The organism is Streptomyces mangrovisoli, from assembly GCF_000974985.2.
GTDB lineage: Bacteria > Actinomycetota > Actinomycetes > Streptomycetales > Streptomycetaceae > Streptomyces > Streptomyces mangrovisoli.
Window position 1 is genome coordinate 1 of sequence record NZ_LAVA02000083.1, and the last position, 20,212, is coordinate 20,212.

Below are 20,212 nucleotides of genomic sequence, written 5' to 3' on the forward strand. Positions count from 1 at the left end.
CGCGCGCTGAACGCCTCCGGCCCCCTCCCCCCGCTGCTCCTGTGCCACGCGGCCGGCGGCACCGGTGACGTCTACCGCCCGCTCGCCGAACGCCTGGGCGCCGACCGGCCGGTGTACGCGCTGGAGCGGATCGAGGACGCCCGTACCGTCGCCGACAAGGCGCGCCGCCATGCCGACGCCGTGCGTGACCGGTGGCCCGACGGGCCCGTGCTGCTGGGCGGTTGGTCCTTCGGCGGGTTCGTCGCCCAGGAGACCGCCCGCCTGCTCGCCGCGGCCGGGCGCCCGGTGGAGCTGGTCGTCCTCATCGACGCCGTACGGCCGTTGCTGCCGGCCGGTGCGGGCGCCGACCGCGTCCGCGGCCATCTCGAAGGCTTCGCGGCGCATGTCGCCGAGACCTACGGGGTGCGGCTGCGGCTGCCGTACGACGAACTCGTCGCGCTCGAGGACGACGGCGCGCGGGTGGACGCCGTGCTGCGGCCGCTGCGCGAGTCCGGCGTCGTACCGCACGCGGCGCTCGCGCATCAGCGCGCCTCCTACCTGGACCTGCGGGCGGGCGAGGCCCATCGGCCGGGTCGGTACGACGGGCGGGTGGTGCTGTACCGGGCGGCCGAGCCCGCGCCGCACACCGTGCGCGACCCGGCCTACGAACGGCACGACGGCGCGCTCGGCTGGGACGGGCTCTGCCCGCGCCTGGAGGTCGTCGAGGTCCCGGGCCACCATCTGTCCCTGCTCGACCCGCCGCACGTGGACACCCTCGCCGCCCGTCTGCGCCAGGCACTGGGCACCACGGCCACCTTCTAGACCCCCACTGGAGCCGCCATGTCCGAGCCCACCCCCGCCGTGTCCCGCCGCGCCGTCACCCGGACCGCGGCCGCCACCGGTCTCGCGCTGCTGTTCGGCGCGGCCGCCACGGGCCGCGCGGGAGCCGCCACGCGGATCGACGCGCGGACCGTGGACGTGTCCGTGCCGTCGGCCGCGCTGGGCGCCGCCGCCCCGGTCCGGCTGATCCTGCCGTCCACCTACGACGACCACCCCGAGCGGACCTACCCCGTGCTGTACCTGCTGCACGGCGCCCACGACGACTACACCTCCTGGACCCGGGAGACGGACATCGAGGCGCTCACCGAGGGCCGCGACCTGATCGTGGCGATGCCCGACGGCGGCCCCACCGGGATCCCCACCACCTGGCGCAGCGGCCCCGACTACGAGACCTTCCAGCTCACCGAGGTGCCGGCGGTCCTCGCCCGGGACTGGCGCGCCTCCTCGGTGCGGGCCGTCGCGGGGATCTCGACCGGCGGCTACGGCGCCATGGCCCACGCGGCGCGCCACCCCGGCCTGTTCACCGCCGCCGCCTCCTACAGCGGGATCCTCGACACCACCGCCGCGGGCGTGCCCGCCGTGGTGGACGCGATCGTGGCCCGGGAGGACCTGCTGCCGTACTCGCTGTGGGGCAGCGCTGTCCTCGACTTCCTCACCTGGAACGACCACAACCCGAGGGCTCGCGCCACCGGCCTGCGCGGCACCCCGCTGTACCTCTCCAGCGGCAGCGGACTGGCCGGAGGCACCGGCTCGCTGCTGCCCGAGGCGCTGGAGAGCACCCTGTGGCTGTCCGCACACACTTTCGCCGCGACGCTGGCCGTGCTAGGCATCTCCGCGACCACCCATTTCTATGCGGGAGGTGAGCACAGCTGGGCGTACTGGACGCGGGAGTTCACCACGTCATGGCCGATGCTCGCCCACGCGCTGGGGGTGCCCGAGTGATGCCGGTGCCGCCGGGGCGCGGAACGGAGCGCACGGGTCGTGCGTCCCACCCCAGGACCCTCCCGCGCCGCACGGGCGGCGGTTCGCGGACGAGCCGCCCCGGGGCGAAAGGAGTGCCTGTGACGGCCTTGCCCACACCGCGCGGGGGAGCGGACGCGTCCGGTGGGGCGCCGCTGCTGCCGCCCGCGCTCGCCGCGCTGCTGCGCGAGCGGATCGAGCCGGTCGCCGACGAGGTGGAGGCGGTGGTGCGCGGGCAGGTGCCCGAGTACGCCCGCCCGGACAACGAGACCTACGGACGCAATCTGCGGGCGGGGGTGGTGCAGGCCCTGACCCTCTTCGTCGACCACATCGCCGACGCGCACGGACGGGGCGACGCGATCACGACGACGTACTACGAACTCGGCCGCGGAGAGGCGCTGGTGGGCCGCAGCCTGGACGCCCTCCAGTCGGCGGTGCGGATCGGCGGGCTGCACGCCTGGCGGGCCATGAGCCGTACGGCGGAGGAACTGGGCCTGGACTCCGGGGTGGTCGCCGCGCTGGGCGAACTGGCCTTCCGCACCGTGCACGAGGTCGCGGAGGCCGCCGCGGCCGGCTACGCGGAGACCCAGCTGCGCAGCACGCAGGAGCTGGAGCGGCGCCGGCGGCGGCTGCTGCACCTGCTGCTCGACGACCCTCCGGTCGCCCGGGAGGTCGTACGGGACCTGGCGCACAGCGCGCGGTGGACGGTGCCGCGCCAGGTGGCCGTGGTGGCGCTCGTGGCCACGACGCGGCAGGGCGCGCAGGACCGGCCGCTCGTGGCGGCCGGTGTGCTCGTCGACATGGACTCCCGGCCGCCGCGGATGCTGCTGCCCGACCCGGACGGCACCGGTCCGACCGGCGGACGCACCCTCGCGCTCGCGCTGCGCGGCCGTCCGGCGGCCGTCGGGCCGACCGTGCCGCTCGCCGAGGCCGCGCAGTCGCTGCGCTGGGCGACCCGGGCGCTGGGCCTGATGGGCCGCGGCGTCCTGCCCCGGCACGGGGTGGTGCGCTGCGCGGACCACCTGGCGACGCTGCTGCTGTACGGCGACGAGCCGTTGCACGGTCAGTTGTCGGCGCGTGCCCTGGCGCCGCTGGAGACGGTCACCGAGGGGCAGCGGGCGCGGCTGGCGGAGACGCTGCTCGCGTGGCTGCTCGGTGGCAGCAACGTGCCCGAGGTGGCCGCGCGGCTGGCGGTCCACCCGCAGACGGTGCGCTACCGGCTGCGCCAGCTGGAGCGGCTGTTCGGGGACGCGCTGCACGACCCCGGCGCCCGCCTCGATCTCATCCTGGCCTTGCGGGCCAGGGAGTTGAGGGAGGGCGCCGGGGAGGAGGGCTGAGGCACGGGGCCCCGGGTCAGCCGGTGGGGGAGGCGTGACGAGGGGCCGGGCGTCCGGTCACTGCCAGTCGTGCGGGCGGGGCGCGCCCGCGGACTGGTGCTGCCCGTAGCCGGCGTCGGGGGCCGGCGCGTAGGTGCCGGTCGCGGCGTCGGAGGGGTGGGCGGCCGGCGGGAACGGGTCGTTCGCGGCGCCGCCGGCGTTCGGGGCCGGGGCGTACCGCCCGGTGCCGAGACCGACGGACGGGGCGGACGGCGGGTACTGGCCGATGGTCGGCCGGGTCACCGGGGCGTCGAAGACGTCGAGGGCGGGCATGACCGGCCGGGCGGGCGCCTGGTCCTGCCAGTCGTCGTGGCCCAGCACGGTGTCCGGGTCGAACATGACGACCACGGCCGCGACGATCAGCACGACCACCGGGCCGGCGAGCATGACGAGCAGGAAGGAGAGCTGGTCGGCGGAGGACTGCCGGGCCAGCGAGACGTGGTCGACGTCGACGCTCACGGCGGCCATGCCGGTGTAGTGCATGAGCGACACGGCGGCACCCATCACGAGGCTCGCGCCGATGCTCGCCCAGAGGCCGTTGATGGACACGGCGGCCCACAGGGCGGCGGTCGCCGCGACGACGGCGATCACCACGGAGACCGCGACGACCGCGACGCTGTAGTGCAGGGTGGCGTCGATCCGGAGGGCGGCCATGCCGAGGTAGTGCATGGCGGCGACGCCGATGCCCGTGAGGGTGCCGGCCAGGGCGAGGTTCTTGGTGCCGGAGCCGCGGTAGCCCACCAGGAAGACGCCGACGGCGACCACGACGATGGCGACCAGGAGGCTCAACAGCGTCTCGGCGGTGTCGTAGTTGACGGCGGCGCCCTCGACGTTGAACCCGATCATCGCGATGAAGTGCATGGTCCAGATGCCGCAGCCCAGCGCCACGGAGCCGAGGGCGAGCCAGCCCGCGCGCCGCTGGCCGGAGCCGCGGCGCAGGGAACGGGTGGTGCAGCGCAGGCCGAGGGCGGCACCCATGCACGCCATGGCGAAGGCGGCTATGGGCGTGACCGCCCCATAGTGGAATTCGGACACGGTTGCGGACAAGACGACGCCCTTCTGCATAAGGATCGGACCGACCCGGCTACCGCCGTCGGCGGAGGCCGGATCATCAGGGGAGGCGGTGGGGGGCGTCACCCGAGGTCCGTGCGTCGTACACCGGGAGAGGCGGGCCGAATGCGTCGGCCTGTCCCGGAAACCGGGCCCTGCTGATAGTGAAAGCGAGCCACTTTGCTGGCTTCTTCACCAATAAATCACACGCGTTTCGCTGCCCCTCTCCAAAGGGGTGGCGATTCGAACCTTCCGTGATCGAATCGAGACGCCCTGGTCCCGATTCGATCACGGAAGGCAGTACTCCGGACGGTTGTTCCGGATAGCCTCCGAGCTGGGGTGATTTGGCCCTTCGGCCGGGTGCGCTACTCCGCCGGTCCGGTCTCCACCGGCTCGCTCTCCACCGGCTCGTTCCCCGCCGACGGGGCTTCCGTCGGCTGGGCGAGGTCGAGGTCGACGCCCGGGCTCTCGGAACCGCCGAGGGTGACGGTCCTCGACACCGGCGGATAGCCCACGGCGACGACGGTGTAGTCACCCGGCGTCAGGTCCGTCAGCGTGTACGTGCCGTCGGACGACGTGGTGGCCGTGGCCGCGGGCGTGCCGTCGGCCGACAGCAGGGTGATCCGGGCCTCGGCGACCGGCAGGCCGGTGGTGCCGTGCCGGACCGTGCCGGTGAGCGCGCCGGCCGGCTGGAGCGTCACGTCGTACCGGGTGACACCGTCGTCCCCGACCTCCACCGACGTGGCGTCCGGGCGGTGCCCGTCGGCGCTCACCTGCACGGTGAAGCGGCCGGGCGGCACGACGGGCAGCGAGTAGGAGCCGTCCGCGCCGCTCGTCGCGGAGGCGACGACCTCGCCGCGCGCGTCGATGACCACGACCGCCGCCTCGGCGGGCGTCGACCCGTCCGCCGCCCGCACCGTGCCGCGCAGACCCGGCGCGCCCGCGAGCGTCACCGTGCGCACAGCCGGCTCGTCGCCGACCTGGAGGTCGAGCGCCTGCGGCTGATGTCCTACGGCCGAGACGACGAGGATGTACGACCCCGGGGCGGGCCGCGGCAGGGTGTAGGAGCCGTCGTCCCTGGTGCGGGCGCGGGCCGTCTGGTGACCGCTCTGGTCGATGAGGGTGAGCGTGGCGCGGGCGACGGGGCCGTGCGCGGAGTTCTCGACCCGGCCGGACAGGACGGGCCCGTCGGGGGCCGCCCCGGTGGTGCCGGCCTCCTCGTCCACGGCCGCGGTGGCACCGGCGGTGGTGCCGCCGGAGACGGTGGCGCCGGCCGCGGTGGCGGCGGGCGTCGTGCCCGCGGCGGAGCCGGAAGCGGGGGACGCGCCGGCGAGCGCCACGGCCCCCGCCCGCGTGCGGCCGCGGATCAGCGAGGCGGCCGCCGCGGCCAGGGACATCGCGATCGCCAGCGAGAACACGACCATCAGGCCGTCGTGGAAGGGCTGCGAGATCAGGTGCGGGAAGAACTCCCGGCCGGTGAGCCTCGCGGCGTTGGCCGACGGAAGATGGCTGAGGATGTCCGAGCCCAGCAGGTGCTGGATCGGGTTGTAGCCGAGGAACGCGGCGAACAGGACACCGACCGGCGGGATCGCGGCGACCGCGTGCGCCGCCTGCGCCGGGACGCCCTGCGCGGTGAGGCCCGTGGTGAGGGTGGAGGGCAGCGAGCCGGAGAGGCCCGCGACCATGAGCGAGAAGAACACGCCCATGGACAGCACCATGCCCGCGTTCTGGAAGGTGGCCCGCATCCCGGACGCGGCGCCGCGGGCGTCCGCCGGGACGCTCGACATGATGATCGACGTGTTGGGCGCGGCGAACAGGCCGCCGCCCAGGCCGTTGAGGAAGATCAGCCCCGCGAAGATCCAGTAGTTGAAGTCGGTGGGCAGCACGAGCAGGCCCGCGAACGACAGGCCCATCACCAGGAATCCCGCGGCGGCGAACAGCCGCGCCCCGTACTTGTCCGACAGATGGCCCGAGACGGGCCCGGCGACCAGGAAGCCGACGGTCAGCGGAAGCATGTAGATGCCCGCCCACAGCGGGGTGTCCGCGTAGTCGTAGCCGTGCAGCGGCAGCCAGATGCCCTGGAGCCAGATGATGAGCATGAACTGGAGGCCACCACGGGCGATGGCGCCGAGCAGGGTGGCCGCGTTGCCGCCCGCGAAGGCCGGATCGCGGAACAGCCGCATCGGGAACATCGGTTCACTGATCTTCGACTCGATCACGCAGAAGGCGGCGAGGACGAGCGTGCCGCCGATCAGCCCGGCGAGCACCCAGGGATTGGTCCAGCCCATGGTGTGGCCGCCGTAGGGCTGGATGCCGTAGGTGATGCCCGCCAGCAGCGCGGTCAGGCCGACGGCGAAGGTCAGGTTGCCCCACCAGTCCATCCTGCCGGGCCTGCGCACCCCGGTCTCGTGCAGCGACTTGTACGCCCACACCGTGCCGATCAGGCCGATCGGCACGTTCACCCAGAACACCGAGCGCCAGTTCCACGTCACCAGCGCGCCGCCGAGGACCAGGCCGATGAACGAGCCCGCGATGCCCGCGACCATGTTGACGCCGAGCGCCATGCCGCGCTGCCGGGCCGGGAACGCGTCGGTCAGGATGGCCGCGGAGTTCGCCATCAGCATGGCGCCGCCGACGGCCTGCGGTATCCGCCAGCCGATCAGCCACAGCGCTCCCGCGCCCCCGTGGAAGGGGTCGAGGGAGAGGATCACCGAGGTGACCGTGAAGATCATGAAGCCCGCGTTGTAGATGCGCACGCGGCCCCACATGTCGCCGAGCCGGCCGAGCGCGACCACCAGCACGGCGGTGACGAGCATGTAGCCCATCAGCATCCACAGCAGATAGCTGACGTTGGACGGTTCGAGCGGGTCGAGCCGGATGCCGGTGAAGATGCCCGGCAGGGAGATCAGGACGATCGAGCTGTTGATCGTCGCGAGCAGGATGCCGAGCGTGGTGTTGGTCAGCGCCACCCACTTGTAGCGGGGGTGATCGACGCCGATCCACACGCTGCGCCCGCGTCGGCGGGCGCCGCCCGGATCGGCTGCGCGGTGGGTGGTTTCCTCGGTGGCCATGAAGTGCTCTCTCTGGTGCCTTTACGGGAGCGTGGGGCTGGTGCCTGTCACAGGGGTGTGGGGCCGGTGTCTGTCACAGGGGTGTGGGGGCTGGTGCCTGTCACAGGGGTGCGGGAGCCGGCGTCGCTCACGCGGGCCGGGACGCGGCGCGGCCGGCGCCGGTGCGGGCCGGTTCCTGGACCATCCGCCGCACCAGCGGCAGGGCGGTGTCCACGGCGGATCCGAGCGCCTGGCGCTCGTCCTCGGTCAGGGCGGCCATGAACTGGACGAGCCGTTCCTTACGGGCGTGACGCAGTTCTGTCAGCACCTCCCGACCGGCGTCGGTGACGGCGACGAGGGTGACCCGTCCGTCGTCGGGGTCGCTGATCCGCGCGGCCAGGCCCTGGTTCTCCAGGCGCTGGACCAGCTGTGTCATCGAGGGCTGCGCGACGCCCTCGGCCGCCGCCAGCGCGGTGATGCGCACGGGACCCTCGCGCTCCAGGCGGCCCAGCGTGGCGGCGGCGGTGAAGCTCATCCCGCGCCGGTCCGCAAGGCTGCGGACCACGATCCCCGCCACTTCGGCCAATGCCTGGGCGATCTCACCCGGCTCCATCTCGGACACATGTCCTGTGTATCACGCGCCTATATAGTTGACCTATTAAAAATTGAGTAAGAGCCACCCGTGACACCCGCCCGCACATGGCCGCACACGGCCGGTCCCCCCGGGCGGGCGGGTGTCCGAGGTCGGCGTCAGTCCGCGGCGCGCACCGCGGGGTCGGGCAGGGCGACGAGGCCGCCGGCGCTCTTGCAGGAGTCGTGACAGTCCTTCTCCAGGCTGCAGCACAGCGAGCACACGGCACCCGAGTGGAACGTGCAGTTCGCCACGTCGGGCCGCTCGAACTCGGTGACGCACACCGTGCAGTTCAGGGTCACCGCCGAGGGCAGGCCGTCCGCGGTCAGCAGGGGTTCCGCCAGGTCGTCCGTTCGCGCGATGTAGTAGCGGCCCTTGGTGGCCTTGGCGAACAGCGGTGACAGCACCATGGCCAGGAACAGGGCGATGAAGGGGGAGTACGCCTTGCCGTAGTCCCCGAACGCCTTGAAGTACGCCGCGATGGAGACGGCCGACGCGATCAGCATCGAGCCGAAGCCGACCGGGTTGAAGTTGTGGAGGTGTGCGCGCTTGAACTCGATGTACGAAGGGCTCAGCCCCAGCGGCTTGTTGACGACGAGGTCGGCCACGACCGCGCCGATCCACGCGATCGCCACATTGGAGTAGAAGCCGAGCACGGTGTTCAGGAAGCCGAAGACGCCCCCCTCCATCAGGGCCAGCGCGATGCCGACGTTCAGGAAGATGTAGACCACCCGCCCGGGGTGACGGTGGGTCAGTCGGGAGAAGAAGTTCGACCAGGACAGCGAACCGGAGTACGCGTTCGTCGAGTTGATCTTCACCTGCGACAGGATCACGAAGAAGGTCGCCAGGCCCAGGGCGACCGGCGCGGCGAACGTCTTGAAGCCCTGGACGTACTGCTGGATGGGCTCGTTGGCCTTGGTCAGGCCCACGCTGCCGGCGATGTAGAAGGCCAGGAACGCGCCGCCGATCTGCTTGGCCGCGCCGAGCACCACCCAGCCGGGGCCCGCGGAGAGCACGGCTCCCCACCACTTCCGCGCGTTCTCCGGGGTCTTGTCCGGCATGAAGCGCAGGTAGTCGACCTGCTCACCGATCTGCGCGATCAACGACAGGGCCACGCCCGCGCCCGCGCCCACACCGAGCATGCTGATGCCCGACCCGGTGGGGGAGTTGCCCGCGAAGTGCGTGAACTGCGAGAACGTGCCGGGCTCCTGGACGGCGATGGAGACGAAGGGCGCGACCATCAGCACCAGCCAGACCGGCTGGGTCCACACCTGCATCTTCGACAGCGCGGTCATGCCGTAGATCACCAGCGGCAGGATGATCAGGGAGCAGATCAGGTAGCCGACGGCCAGCGGGATGTGCAGGCCCAGTTCGAGGGCCTGGGCCATGATCGAGCCCTCCAGGGCGAAGAAGATGAACGTGAAGCTGGCGTAGATCACCGACGTGAGCGTCGAGCCCAGGTAGCCGAAGCCTGCTCCCCGGGTCAACAGGTCCATGTCGATGGAGTACTTGGCCGAGTAGTACGAGATCGGGATGCCGGTCAGGAAGATGACGACCGCCGCGGCGAGGATGGCCACCATGGCGCTGGAGAAGCCGTTGGAGATCGCGATCGAACCTCCGATGGCGAAGTCCGCGAGATAGGCGATGCCGCCGAGGGCGGTGGTGGCGACCACGTAGGGGGTCCAGCGCCGGAACGACTTGGGCGCGTACCGCAGCGAATAGTCCTCCAGGGTGTCGTTCTTGGTCCAGCCGTTGTACGTCCGTCCGGTCGCCGCGGTGTCCGGCGCCTCCGTGTCGACGATGTCCGTCACGACGCTTCCCTTCTCCGTGCGCAGGGTCACCGTCGGGTGACTCCCGGTGTGTACACGGAAGGGTCGCGGCGGGCTGTTTCCCGGCCGTTTCCCGGCTTTTACGGGACCCGCCCTTCACAGAACCCGTCCTTGGCGAACCCGGCCTTCGCGGGAACCCGGTTGCACCGCCCGCACCCGTGTGGAACTCTCATCGGGTCCCCCTGTCGGCGCGTCCACGCCGGCCGACACGTTCACGATGCAAGGACTGAGGTCCATGACCCCGGCGTCCCGAAGCGGCCGCCGACCGCGCTGAACCGCCCCCGCTCCGACGGGTGCCCGTCCTCGCGACGGCGACGGTTCGGCACGCGACGCCTCTCCTCACGGCGGCCCGACGATCCGGTGCCCACCGCACCGCTCCCGCCACCCGTGCGCCGGAACAAGCGCACCCTCTCATCGACGTGAGGTCATCACCATCGTGGACATCGCCGTCCAGAGCTTCACCGCCGCCCATCTGCGCCGCCGCCCCGCGGCCCTGGAGATCGGCGGATTCGTCGCGGGCTTCGACCCGACGACGACCAGTCCGTACGTCAACTACGCGACCCCCGTGCCCGGAGCCCGCCTCGACGACAGGGACGTACGCGCCCTGGTGGCGGCGTTCCGCGAGCGCGGGCTCGTCCCCCGGCTGGAGTTCGCCCCCGACGCCGCGCCCGGCGCGGAAGCGGCCCTGCGCCGGGCCGGATTCACCACCGAGGCCGAGCACACGTATCTGGTGTGCACTCCGGCCACGCTCACCGCGCCGACGCCGCGGAGCCCGGCCGGCCGCGAGACGTGCGTCGAAATCCCCTCCACGGACGCGGAGTTCGCCGCGATCGACGCCGCCCTGGCCGAGGCGTTCGGCGGCGAGTTCCCGGCGTCCACCGAGGGCGCCGCCCGCCTGCGCCGCATCCAGGACGGCGGCGGCGCGGTGCGCTACGTCCGCGCGCCCGGGGGCGGTTGCGCGGGGGCGGCCACCTGCTCCGCGCCCGCCGCCGGCACGTCGGAGCTGGCGGGGGTCGGCACCCGCCCCGCCTTCCGCGGCCGGGGCATCGCCGGCGCCGTGACCGCCGCGCTGGCGCGGGCCGCATTCACGCGGGGGGCGGAGTCGGTCTGGCTGGAGTACTCGGGCGAGGGCTCACGCCGGGTGTACGAACGCGTCGGCTTCACGCCCCGCGGGACCCGGCTGTACGTACGGCTCACCGAGTAGCGGGCGGCCGTCGAGGCGGCGAGCGCGTCCGGTCACTCGTACCAGACACCGCCCAGTGGGCCTCGTTCGGTGACCGCCTTGGCACCCGAGGGCAGTCGGGCCAGGTCCGGGTCCCCGCGCACGTGCTGGTACAGCGTCGGGGTGGGCAGACCGGCGGTCTGGATCCAGCCACGGCCGTGCACATGCCCCGCCGCGATCATCGCCTCGTGCAGTCCGGGTGGCGCGAGCTTGCGCGCGTACGTCTGGCTGATGGTCTGGTCGGTGTCCGCGAACGCGAAGCGCGCCGCGTAGGCGTAGCTCTCGTCGTTGAGCCAGACGTACAGCACGACAGGTTTGCGCAGGACGGCCTCGAACCACCGCGCGGACCGCTCGGCCAGCTCCTCGACCGTGCCGCTCGCCTCCAGCGCCCAGGGCGACGGCCGGTCGGTCAGCGTCTGGGACTGGTTGTGCAGGCGGTCCCCGTGCACGCGGTCGCCGTAGAAGTGCACACCGACGTCGATGAGATGACGGGGCGCCTCCGGGTCGGAGATGTCCAGGTAGGCCACGATCGAGTCCCACTCGTCCGCGCGCCAGGCGAAACTGTCCACCCGGGCGTCGGCGGCCCACGAGGCCGCCCGCTCCCGCAGAGCGCTCACGAACTCCCGGTCCGCGGCGGTGTATTCCCAGGTCTCGTCCTCGTCAGGCTCGTCCGTCTCGAACCATGTGTGCTCGGGCATGGTGGAAGGCTAGGGACGGAACCGCAGCACGGACCAGCGAATATCGTCGCCACGAGCCTGCCGTACGGTTGCCTGGTGGATGCGCGCACTCCCGACCGCCGATCCGTCGACCGAGCCGTGGCCGGGATGCTGGAGGTGCTCGGGCCGCACGCCGGCGCGGACTGGTCGGTTCCGGCCGGTTCGCTGGAGTGGGACTGCCGGGCGACGGCGGCCCATGTCGCGCACGATCTGCTGGCGTACGCGGCGCAGGTGGCCGGGCGGCCCGACGACGCCTATCTGCCGCTCGACCTGGTCGTACGGCCGGGGACCGGGCCCGCCGACGTGCTGCGGGTCGTCGCCGCCTGCGGGGGACTGCTGAGCGGTGCCCTCGCCGCGGCCGGGCCCGGGATGCGGGCCTGGCACTGGGGGCCGTGCGACGCGGCGGGGTTCGCCGCGATGGGCACGGCCGAGACGCTGGTGCACACCTACGACATCACGCGGGGACTCGGCGTGCCCTGGCTGCCGTCCGGCCCGCTGAGCGCGGGCGTGCTGCGGCGCCTGTTCCCCGACGCCCCACCGGGCGATCCCGCCCGTGTGCTGCTGTGGTGCACCGGGCGCGGAGACCTCGCGGGGCACCGCCGGGTCACGTCCTGGCACTGGACGGCGGCCGTCGCGGACTGAAGGGCGGCGAGGGCGAGCAGGACGGGCCCTCGCCCGGCGCCCCGCCCGCCGCCCCCCGTCCGCCGGTCACTTGAGGTGTGCGAACACCACCAGGTTGTCCGTGTAGTCGCGGACCGCGTGGTCGTAGGTTCCCGCGCAGGTGATCAGGCGGACCTCGGCCCGTGGCGTGTCGTCGTACACGAGATCGCTCGGGAAGGCGCTCTTGCTGTAGGTCTCCGCGTCGTCGACGACGAAGGTCGGCCTGCGCCCGTCGGCCCGCACGATCTGGAAGGTGTCGCCCTTGCGGAGTTCGTCGAGCTCGGCGAAGACCGCGGCGGACGTGGTGGTGTCGACGTGCCCGGCGACGATCGCCGTGCCCGACTCGCCGGGGGAGGCGCCCTTGGCGTACCAGCCGACGAGGTTGGTGTCACCGGCGGGCGGCGGGTCGAGCTGGCCCTTGGCGCCGATGGCGAGGTCCGTGAACGGGGCGTCGACCGAGATCTTCGGGATGAGCAGGCGCAGGGGGCGCGAGCGCGGCAGATGCGGCCCCACCGACGAGGGAGTGGCGGACGCGTCCGACGACGTCGATCTCGGCGTCGGCATCACCCGGGACGGCGCGGCCTCGGGCGCCGGGGCGCCTTCGTTCGGCGTCTTGTGGCCGCCGTTGAGGAACAGCGCGACGACCACCAGCGCGGCGGCGCACAGCATGGTCACGCCGGTACGGCCGCCCTGGCCGGAGGCCGGCGACGGGCCGCCGGCTGAAGGGGGAGAAGGGGGTACTGCCATCGGGGAACTACCTCACTGGTGCACGGCGAGAACAGCGGGCGTGGCCGTGAGCCGGGGCGGGTCCGGGGCGAGGAGCCTGGAACAGGTCGGGGCCGGGGGCCTGGAGCCGGTCGGGGCCGGGGAAGCCGGGCGGCCGCCACACGATGCACCGGTGGCGGCCGCGGCTCTATCGCGTCCGGCATGGGTCAGACCAGACCGGGGGCCGACTTCTTGCGGCGAACGACGAACAGACCGGCTCCGGCGACCGCCAGAACCGCCAGACCGCCCGCGGTGACGGTGGGCGTGGCAAGCCCGCCGCCTCCGGTGTGCATCCCGCCGCTGGGCTTGGCATGGTCACCGCTCCAGGAGTCCGACGACGAGTCCGACTGGTCCTTGGTCCAGCCGGAGTCGCTGCCCTGGTCGCTGCTGCTGTCGGTCGAGTTCGAGTCCTGGCCCTGCGACCAGGACGGGTCCTTGCCCTGCTTGGAACCGTGGGAGTCCGATCCCTGCTTCGAGCCGTGGGAACTGTCGTCGGACTTCACGAGCGACAGTGCGCCACCACCGGTGTGCATGCCGCCGTGCGGGCTCCACTGGCTGTCGCCACCGCCCTGGTCCGAGCTGTACGACGAGTCGTCATGACCCCAGTCGCTGCCGGCCGCGTAGGCACCGGGTGCCGTGACCGCGAGCACGGCCGATGCCGCCGCGGCGGCCATCATGATGCGAGCAGAACGCATATGGGAAATTCCTTTCGCCCCGGCCGGGCAGCTGGCACCTCGTCAGCTGAGACGACCCGGCCTTGACGTGATCCACCGTCAGCCCGCGGCCCGGCTCCCACCACTCGGGGCCTTCAGGCGGGTGACGGATCAGGTCCTGCCGGGTGTACGGCGGGGCCGTCCGGCGGCAGCACGGCGAAGGCGGCCGGACCGACCGTGAGGACGCCGTCGGTCAGCGGCGTGCAGCGCACCCCGCCCTTGCCGCGCAGGGCCCGCTGCGCCCCGGGCCCGATGACGGCGTCCATCCAGGCGCAGGGCCGGGCGGCGCGGTTGAGGGCGAACTCGACCGGGCCGGTGCCGCAGTCGAGGGAGACGCGCGAGCCGATCAGGGAGTCGATGTCGACGCCCCGCAGCAGGATGTTGCGGCGGGTGCCGCGCAGGTCGACGGCGGGATCGATGCCGACGGGGAGGTTCTCCGCCGCCATGATCGTCACGGCGGCGTCCCGATGCGCCGGCCGGGCGAAGTAGCGGTCCCCGACCAGTCCGAGTCCGGCCCGCACCGTCACCCGTTCGACGCGTTCGTCCTCGGGGCCGGGGGAGGGGCCGTCGCCGGGCCGTCCGGCGTACCGGTGAGCGGCCGACACCAGCAGCTGTACGACCTCCACCTCTGTCATGCGCTCACCATAGGCGCAGCTCGGGCGGGGGGTCGGCCGTTTCGCCGAGGGCCGCGGCGACGGGGGTGCGAGTCGGTTCGCCGGTCGCCGCGGACGGGAGACGTCAGCCGGTTCGGCGGTCGTACCGCAGGGCCCGGCGGCGCCGGATCACGCACGGGCGCAGCTCCGCCCGCTCCGGGGGCGGCTCGTCGCCGTCCGTCGCGCCCGCGGGCTGGTACGGCAGCCACCGCGGCGCCCGGGTCGTACGGCCGGTCGGGTGATCCTGAAGTTCTGCCGCGGCCACGGCCCCTTCGGGTGACCCGGCCCAGGCGTGGGCGCCCCGGAGCCGTACCTGGGCCGTCAGTGTCCGGCCGTCCTCGCGAACTCCTGGAGGAACAGCGCCTCCACGTGCGCCATGTGCTCGATCTCGGACGGATCGACGCTCTCGTTCGGCGCGTGGATCAGGCAGCGCGGCTCCTCGACGCCCATGAGGACGATCTCGGCGCGCGGGACGGCCGCGCCGAGGACGTTGCACAGCGGGATCGAGCCGCCCTGGCCGAGGAAGGCGAGGGGCTTGCCGTACACCTCGTGCATCGCCCTGCCGAGCGCCGCGTACGCGGGGCCGTCCGTCGCGGCCCGGAACGGCGCGCCCGTGCCCTCCGTCTCGAAGCCGACCCGCGCGCCCCAGGGCGCCGCCGCGGTCAGATGCCGTTGGAGGGCCTCGCGGGCCGCGTCGGGGTCGGTGCCCGGGGGGACGCGCAGGCTGACCCGGGCGCGGGCGGTGGGCGGCACCGCGGCCGCCGAGCCGACGACGGGCGGGCAGTCGATGCCGAGCACGGTCACCGCGGGCCGCGCCCACAGCCGGTCGGCGACCGTGCCGGTACCGGTCAGGCCGACACCGTCCAGCACCCCGGCGTCGCCGCGGAACTGCCCCTCGTCGTAGCCGACGCCGTCCCAGGTGCCCTCGCAGTCCAGGCCCTCGATGCGGGTCGCGCCGGTGGCCGGGTCGCGCAGCGAGGCCAGCATCTGGACCAGGGCCGCGAGCGCGTCGGGCGCGGGGCCGCCGAACATCCCGGAGTGGATCTCGCCCTGGAGGGTGTCGACGGTGACGACGAGGTTGGCCAGGCCGCGCAGGGTGATCGTGGCGGTGCCGGTGCCGACCTCGGCGTTGCCGGTGTCGCACACCAGCAGCGCGTCCGCGAGGAACTGGTCCGTGTGCTGGGTGACGTAGCTCTCCAGGCCGCCCGTGCCCTGCTCCTCGGAGCCCTCCGCGACGAACTTCAGGCCGACGGGTATGTCCTCGCCGAGCGCGCGCAGCGCGGTGAGGTGCATGACGATGTTGCCCTTGCAGTCGGCGGTGCCGCGGCCGTACCAGCGGCCGTCCCGCTCGGTGAGGGTGAACGGCGGTGTGGTCCAGGCGGATTCGTCGAGCGGCGGCTGGACGTCGTAGTGGCAGTAGAGCAGCACGGTCGGCGCGCCGGGCGGCGGCGGGCGGTGGCCGAGCACGGCGTAGCTGCCGTCGGGGGTGCGTTCCAGGTGGACGTCGTGCAGGCCCGCCTCGGTGAACGCGCCGACCAGCCAGTGCGCGGCCTTGTCGCACTCCTCGGGCGGGTACTGGCGCGGGTCGGCGACGGAGGGGATGGCGACGAGTTCGGCGAGGTCGGCCTTGGCCCGGTCCATCAACGCGGCTATTCGGGATGCGAGTTCCGGCATCGTCGTCACTGCCTCACCGTCGTGTCGGTCTTCAGGTCGTCGATCTTGTCCTGGAGGTCGTGCAGTTTGTCGGGGCAGTACACCTTGAGGACCAGCGCCCCGGCCTCCACCACGCGCTTGTCGGCGATGACGGGCCGGATGCCCGGTCCCGCGGCGCCGTTCGACATGTTGATCTTCCACAGGGCCGAACGCAGCGCGCTCGTCGGGTCGCTGCACGCGAGGCCGCCGTCGTCGCCGAGGGCGCGGACGAGGTTGTCGGTGTTCGGGGCGGGGAAGCCGGCCGCGATCAGCTCCCCGGAGAGCTCGTTGGCCTTGTTGTGGGCCTCGTTGGTGGTCCGCACCCGCTCGTAGCGGATCAGGCCGATCACGGCGAGCGCCACCAGCAGGACGATCGCGCCGATGTAGAGCCAGCGGTGCTCGGAGGCGAAGCGGGTCGGGCTCATCCGGACTCACCGCCCGTCGTGCGCCAACTGGGCTTGCGCAGCTTCAGGAAGAGCCAGGGGATCAGGAAGCCGAGGAGCAGCAGCCCGCCGCCGACGATCGCGATGTACGCGCCGGTGCTGCTGCTGCCGAACTGGGAGGGCGGCACGAAGCCGATGACCAGCGCGGCCGCGGAGGCCAGCCAGCCGACCACGCAGACGAGGGTCAGGGCGGGGACGCGGTAGCCGCGCGGGTGGTCGGGCTGGTTCTTGCGCAGCCTGATGGCGGCGACGAACATCAGCAGGTAGACGATGAGATACACCTGCGTGGTGATCGTCGAGAAGATCCAGTACACGCTGGAGACGCCGGGGATGAAGGCGTACATCAGGGCGATCAGGGTGGTGACGATGCCCTGGGTGACGAGGATGTTCTGCTGGATGCCGTGCTTGTTGAGCTGCTGCAGGTACGGCGGGAGGTAGCCCTCCTGGCGGGAGATCTCCAGCAGGCCCTTGGAGGGGCCGGCGAGCCAGGTGAGCATGCCGGCCAGTGACGCCGAGATCAGCATCACGGCGGCGATGGGGGTCATCCAGCCGATGTGGAAGTACGCGAAGAACGCGTCGAACGCCTGCATCACGCCCGCGGTCAGGCTCAACTGCCCGGACGGCACGACCCAGCTGATGGCGAGCGCCGGCAGGATGAAGATCAGCAGTACCAGGCCCATCGCCAGGAACATCGACTTCGGGTACTCCTTCGCCGGGTTCTTCAGCGACGACACGTGGACCGCGTTCATCTCCATGCCCGAGTAGGAGAGGAAGTTGTTGACGATGAGCACCAGGCTGGCGAGACCCGTCCACTCCGGCAGCAGATGACTGGCCGTCATGGGCGCGGCGGACGGGTTGCCCTGGGCCAGGAAGATCATGCCAAGCACGACAAGGAGCGTGCCCGGCACCAGGGTTCCGATGACCAGGCCCCAACTGGACAGTCCGGCGAGGGCCTTGGTGCCCTGGGAGGAGACCCATACGCCGGTCCAGTACAGGACCATGATGACGATCGCGGTGTAGAGGCCGTTGGAGGCCAGCGCCGGATTGATGATGTACGAGATGGTGCTGGCCACGAACGCCAGCAGGCTCGGGTAGTAGAAGATCGTCATCGCGAACTGGCACCACACGGCGAGGAATCCGAGCGGCTTGGACAGGCCCTCGCTGACCCACTTGTAGACACCGCCGGACCAGCCGGACGCGAGTTCCGCCGAGACCAGCGCGGTCGGCAGCAGGAACACGATCGCCGGCACCAGGTAGAGGAACACGCAGGCGAGGCCGTACACGGCCATCGTCGGAGCGGCGCGCAGACTGGCCACGGAGGCCGTCGTCATCAGCGCCAGCGTCATCCATGTCAGTCTCGGTGGTGCCGCGGCCCTGGCGGCCGTCTCGGCCGCCTGTTTCTTCGGCATGTCTGCGGGGACGTCCATGGATGCCATCGGCCCTCCTCGAGTGACGCACCTCGGTCGCTGCCAGACTGCGGCCCTTCGGGCGGGGTCCGCAGTCTGGGCTGAGCCGATCGGATGACATGATATGCCCGAGATGTCTGTTTCGCCTTGACGGGGCACGCTGGTGGTGTTCCCGGGCGCCGCACGGGAGTCGGCCGCCACGGAGTCCCGGCCACCGCGCGGGAGCCGGCCGTCGAGAGCGAGGGGAGCGGGCCGTGGACCAGCAGGCGACCTCGGACCCCGGCACGACCGCGGGCCCGGAGGCGCTCAGCGCGTTCCTCACCCGGCTGACCGGTCTGCTGCTGCGCACCAGCGGCGAGGGCGCCCAGAGCATCGAGCGGTCCGTGCGCACCGCCGCCCGCGCCCTGGGAGGCGAGGCGTCGCTGCTGCTCGTGCCCGACGCGGCCGCGCTCACCGTCACGGTGGACGGCCGCGCCGTCACCACGACCGTGCGGGGCTTCCCCGAGGTGTTCCGCCTCGACCAGGTCATCTCCCTGCGGTCCCTGCTGGAGGAGGTCCGGGCGGGCGGCGTGGGCCTCGCGCAGGCGGAGCGGCGGCTGGCGCGGATCGAGAACGCCCGGCCGCCGTACCCGTGGTGGCTGAAGTTCCTGGGCATCGTGCTGTTCTCGCTCGGCTTCGCGCCGCTCATGCAGCCGACCTGGTACGAGATCGGCACCACGGCCGTGCTGGCCTCGATCGCCGGAGCCCTCGCGGTCGCCGCGGACCGGCTGCCCCGGCTGGCCAAGGTGCTGCCGCTGGTGGTGTCCGTGGCGGTCTCGCTCGTCACCATCGAGGCGTTCGCCGGCGACATCGACCGCGGCGGGCCGGTGCTGCTGATGCTCCCGGCGCTGTTCTACTTCGTGCCCGGCGACTACCTCAGCGCCGCCTCCGCCGAACTCGCCGCCGGAGCGCTCACCACCGGCGCGATCCGCCTGGTCTACTCCGTCTTCCTGCTCGTCCAGCTGTACGTCGGCGTGCTGCTCGGCGTGCTCGTCACGGGAACCTCGACGCGGGAGCTGTTCGACGTGACGGCGGAGCAGAACATGCCGCGCTGGGCGCTGTTCCTCGGGTGGATCGTGTTCACCGTCGGCACCCTGCTGGCGTTCGCGATCCCGCTGCGCTTCTTCTGGCCGCTGCTGCTGCTCGTGTATCTCACGGTGGGCGTGCAGTCGTTGGTGACCAAGGCGCTGGGCGAGGTGATGGGCACCTTCGTGGCCGCGGTGGTGCTCGGTGCGGCGGCCGGCGTGCTGGCGCGGCCCCCGCACCGGCCGCCCCGCCTGGTCCTGGTGCTGCCCGGCTTCTTCACCCTCACGGTCGGCTCGCTCGGTATGCGCGGCCTGACGACCCTGGCGGGCGGCCATGTGATCCGCGGTTTCGAGGACCTGCTGAAGCTGGTCACCATCGTGACGACCCTCGCGCTGGGCCTGCTCCTCGGCGCGACCCTCGGCATGTCGCGAGCGGAACGGCGCGCGGAGCGGGAGGGCTAGCCAGGGCCCGTCCGGAGGATCGGTAGCACGCGAGTCGATCCGGACGCGTGCCGTTCAGGGGCTCGCCGCGTGCTTGGTGCGCCAGGTCTGCTTCTTGGACTGGTTGCCGCAGGTCTCCATCGAGCACCAGCGCCGGTTCCCCGGGCGGGACGTGTCGAGGAACCAGGCGGCACAGTGCGCTCCGGAGCAGGCCCGCACCCGGTCCAGGGCGGGCGAGGTCGCCAGCGCGAGCGCGTCGCGCGCGACGTCGGCGAGGACCGCGCCCACGGGGTCCCCGGCGGTCCAGGCCAACGTGCCGTCCGCGACGAGCACCGGCACCGGGGGCGCCACGGCGGCGGCCCGGTTCAGCAACTCCCGCTCCCCGGGCGGACACCCGGCCGGACCGGCGGGGGAGCGGGCCGCGGTCAGCAGTGCGTGCACCGCCTCCCGTACCGCCCGCGCCTCCCGGAGGGCGTCCGGGGCCGGGACCGGCACGGCCGTGCCGTCGGGATAGGGGCCGAGCTGGGCGACCCAGGCGGCCAGCGCCTCGCCGGTGTCCAGTTCCTCGGTGGCGCCGTCCGTGCCGCGCAGCCGGAGCGTGCGCAGGAAGTCCAGGCAGATCCGCCCCGCACCGCTGCGGAAGCGGGGGGCGGCGGGCGCGGAGGCGTCGGGCATGAAGGCCACCCTACTGCGGAACCGGTTTTACTGGTACCGTCGGGAAC

19 protein-coding genes are annotated in these 20,212 nt (G+C 72.7%); 6 read left to right on the forward strand and 13 right to left on the reverse strand.

Annotated features, from left to right (window positions below; all coding sequences use genetic code 11):
* From WN71_RS29105 to WN71_RS29115, 3 genes are all read left to right on the forward strand, one after another.
* On the forward strand, window positions 1-801 hold an 801-nt coding region (locus tag WN71_RS29105; RefSeq protein WP_143074887.1), incomplete at its 5' end, for a thioesterase domain-containing protein.
* 18 nt (window positions 802-819) lie between these two features.
* Window positions 820-1,761, forward strand: a complete 942-nt coding sequence (locus tag WN71_RS29110) for an alpha/beta hydrolase (protein ID WP_046592657.1) — start codon at window positions 820-822, stop codon at window positions 1,759-1,761.
* Between the two features lie 113 nt (window positions 1,762-1,874).
* A complete protein-coding gene (locus tag WN71_RS29115; RefSeq protein WP_420856540.1) occupies window positions 1,875-3,116 on the forward strand; it encodes a PucR family transcriptional regulator in 1,242 nt (413 codons plus the stop codon).
* Between the two features lie 57 nt (window positions 3,117-3,173).
* On the opposite strand, the gene WN71_RS29120 is transcribed toward WN71_RS29115, so the two are convergent.
* From WN71_RS29120 to WN71_RS29135, 4 genes are all read right to left on the reverse strand, one after another.
* Window positions 3,174-4,202 (reverse strand): MHYT domain-containing protein, encoded by a 1,029-nt coding sequence (locus WN71_RS29120; RefSeq protein WP_079178213.1) that lies wholly within the window; start codon window positions 4,200-4,202, stop codon window positions 3,174-3,176.
* A 368-nt stretch (window positions 4,203-4,570) separates the two neighbouring features.
* Window positions 4,571-7,276, reverse strand: coding sequence for an MFS transporter (locus WN71_RS43520; RefSeq protein ID WP_079178194.1), 2,706 nt, complete (start codon window positions 7,274-7,276; stop codon window positions 4,571-4,573).
* Window positions 7,277-7,403: 127 nt separating this feature from the next.
* On the reverse strand, window positions 7,404-7,868 hold the full coding sequence (locus WN71_RS29130; protein WP_046592658.1) for a MarR family winged helix-turn-helix transcriptional regulator: 465 nt from the start codon (window positions 7,866-7,868) through the stop codon (window positions 7,404-7,406).
* 137 nt (window positions 7,869-8,005) lie between these two features.
* Window positions 8,006-9,697 carry a purine-cytosine permease family protein gene (locus WN71_RS29135; RefSeq protein ID WP_046592683.1) on the reverse strand — a complete coding sequence of 564 codons (1,692 nt, stop codon included), beginning with the start codon at window positions 9,695-9,697 and terminating at the stop codon, window positions 8,006-8,008.
* Between the two features lie 454 nt (window positions 9,698-10,151).
* Here WN71_RS29135 and WN71_RS29140 point away from each other — a divergent pair, with 454 nt between their 5' ends.
* Window positions 10,152-10,919 carry a GNAT family N-acetyltransferase gene (locus WN71_RS29140; RefSeq protein WP_046592659.1) on the forward strand — a complete coding sequence of 256 codons (768 nt, stop codon included), beginning with the start codon at window positions 10,152-10,154 and terminating at the stop codon, window positions 10,917-10,919.
* Window positions 10,920-10,951: 32 nt separating this feature from the next.
* On the opposite strand, the gene WN71_RS29145 is transcribed toward WN71_RS29140, so the two are convergent.
* Window positions 10,952-11,635, reverse strand: a complete 684-nt coding sequence (locus tag WN71_RS29145; RefSeq protein WP_052743246.1) for a hypothetical protein — start codon at window positions 11,633-11,635, stop codon at window positions 10,952-10,954.
* 75 nt (window positions 11,636-11,710) lie between these two features.
* Between WN71_RS29145 and WN71_RS29150 the strand changes: the two genes are divergently transcribed.
* The gene (locus WN71_RS29150) at window positions 11,711-12,295 is read left to right on the forward strand and encodes a maleylpyruvate isomerase N-terminal domain-containing protein (RefSeq protein WP_240529806.1); all 585 of its coding nucleotides are present in this window, start codon (window positions 11,711-11,713) and stop codon (window positions 12,293-12,295) included.
* A gap of 66 nt (window positions 12,296-12,361) precedes the next feature.
* On the opposite strand, the gene WN71_RS29155 is transcribed toward WN71_RS29150, so the two are convergent.
* The 7 genes from WN71_RS29155 to gadC all read right to left on the reverse strand — a co-directional run bounded on the left by WN71_RS29155 (window position 12,362) and on the right by gadC (window position 18,015).
* Complete coding sequence (locus tag WN71_RS29155) at window positions 12,362-13,060, reverse strand: class F sortase (protein WP_079178195.1); 699 nt, start codon at window positions 13,058-13,060, stop codon at window positions 12,362-12,364.
* Window positions 13,061-13,245: 185 nt separating this feature from the next.
* Window positions 13,246-13,773: a hypothetical protein gene (locus WN71_RS29160; protein WP_046592662.1), complete on the reverse strand. Its 528-nt coding sequence runs from the start codon at window positions 13,771-13,773 to the stop codon at window positions 13,246-13,248.
* 113 nt (window positions 13,774-13,886) lie between these two features.
* On the reverse strand, window positions 13,887-14,426 hold the full coding sequence (locus WN71_RS29165; protein ID WP_046592663.1) for a hypothetical protein: 540 nt from the start codon (window positions 14,424-14,426) through the stop codon (window positions 13,887-13,889).
* Window positions 14,427-14,529: 103 nt separating this feature from the next.
* Window positions 14,530-14,709: a hypothetical protein gene (locus tag WN71_RS29170; protein ID WP_046592664.1), complete on the reverse strand. Its 180-nt coding sequence runs from the start codon at window positions 14,707-14,709 to the stop codon at window positions 14,530-14,532.
* A gap of 56 nt (window positions 14,710-14,765) precedes the next feature.
* On the reverse strand, window positions 14,766-16,118 hold the full coding sequence (locus WN71_RS29175; RefSeq protein WP_046592685.1) for a dipeptidase: 1,353 nt from the start codon (window positions 16,116-16,118) through the stop codon (window positions 14,766-14,768).
* A gap of 5 nt (window positions 16,119-16,123) precedes the next feature.
* Window positions 16,124-16,561 (reverse strand): hypothetical protein, encoded by a 438-nt coding sequence (locus WN71_RS29180; RefSeq protein WP_046592665.1) that lies wholly within the window; start codon window positions 16,559-16,561, stop codon window positions 16,124-16,126.
* Complete coding sequence (gadC, locus tag WN71_RS29185; RefSeq protein ID WP_046592666.1) at window positions 16,558-18,015, reverse strand: glutamate/gamma-aminobutyrate antiporter GadC; 1,458 nt, start codon at window positions 18,013-18,015, stop codon at window positions 16,558-16,560. Before gadC ends, WN71_RS29180 begins: the two co-directional genes overlap by 4 nt.
* A 224-nt stretch (window positions 18,016-18,239) precedes the next feature.
* Here gadC and WN71_RS29190 point away from each other — a divergent pair, with 224 nt between their 5' ends.
* A complete protein-coding gene (locus WN71_RS29190) occupies window positions 18,240-19,511 on the forward strand; it encodes a threonine/serine exporter family protein (protein ID WP_046592667.1) in 1,272 nt (423 codons plus the stop codon).
* Window positions 19,512-19,565: 54 nt separating this feature from the next.
* On the opposite strand, the gene WN71_RS29195 is transcribed toward WN71_RS29190, so the two are convergent.
* Entirely contained in the window at window positions 19,566-20,165 is a 600-nt protein-coding gene (locus tag WN71_RS29195) for a CGNR zinc finger domain-containing protein (RefSeq protein WP_046592686.1), read from the reverse strand.
* Between the last annotated feature and the right edge of the window lie 47 nt (window positions 20,166-20,212).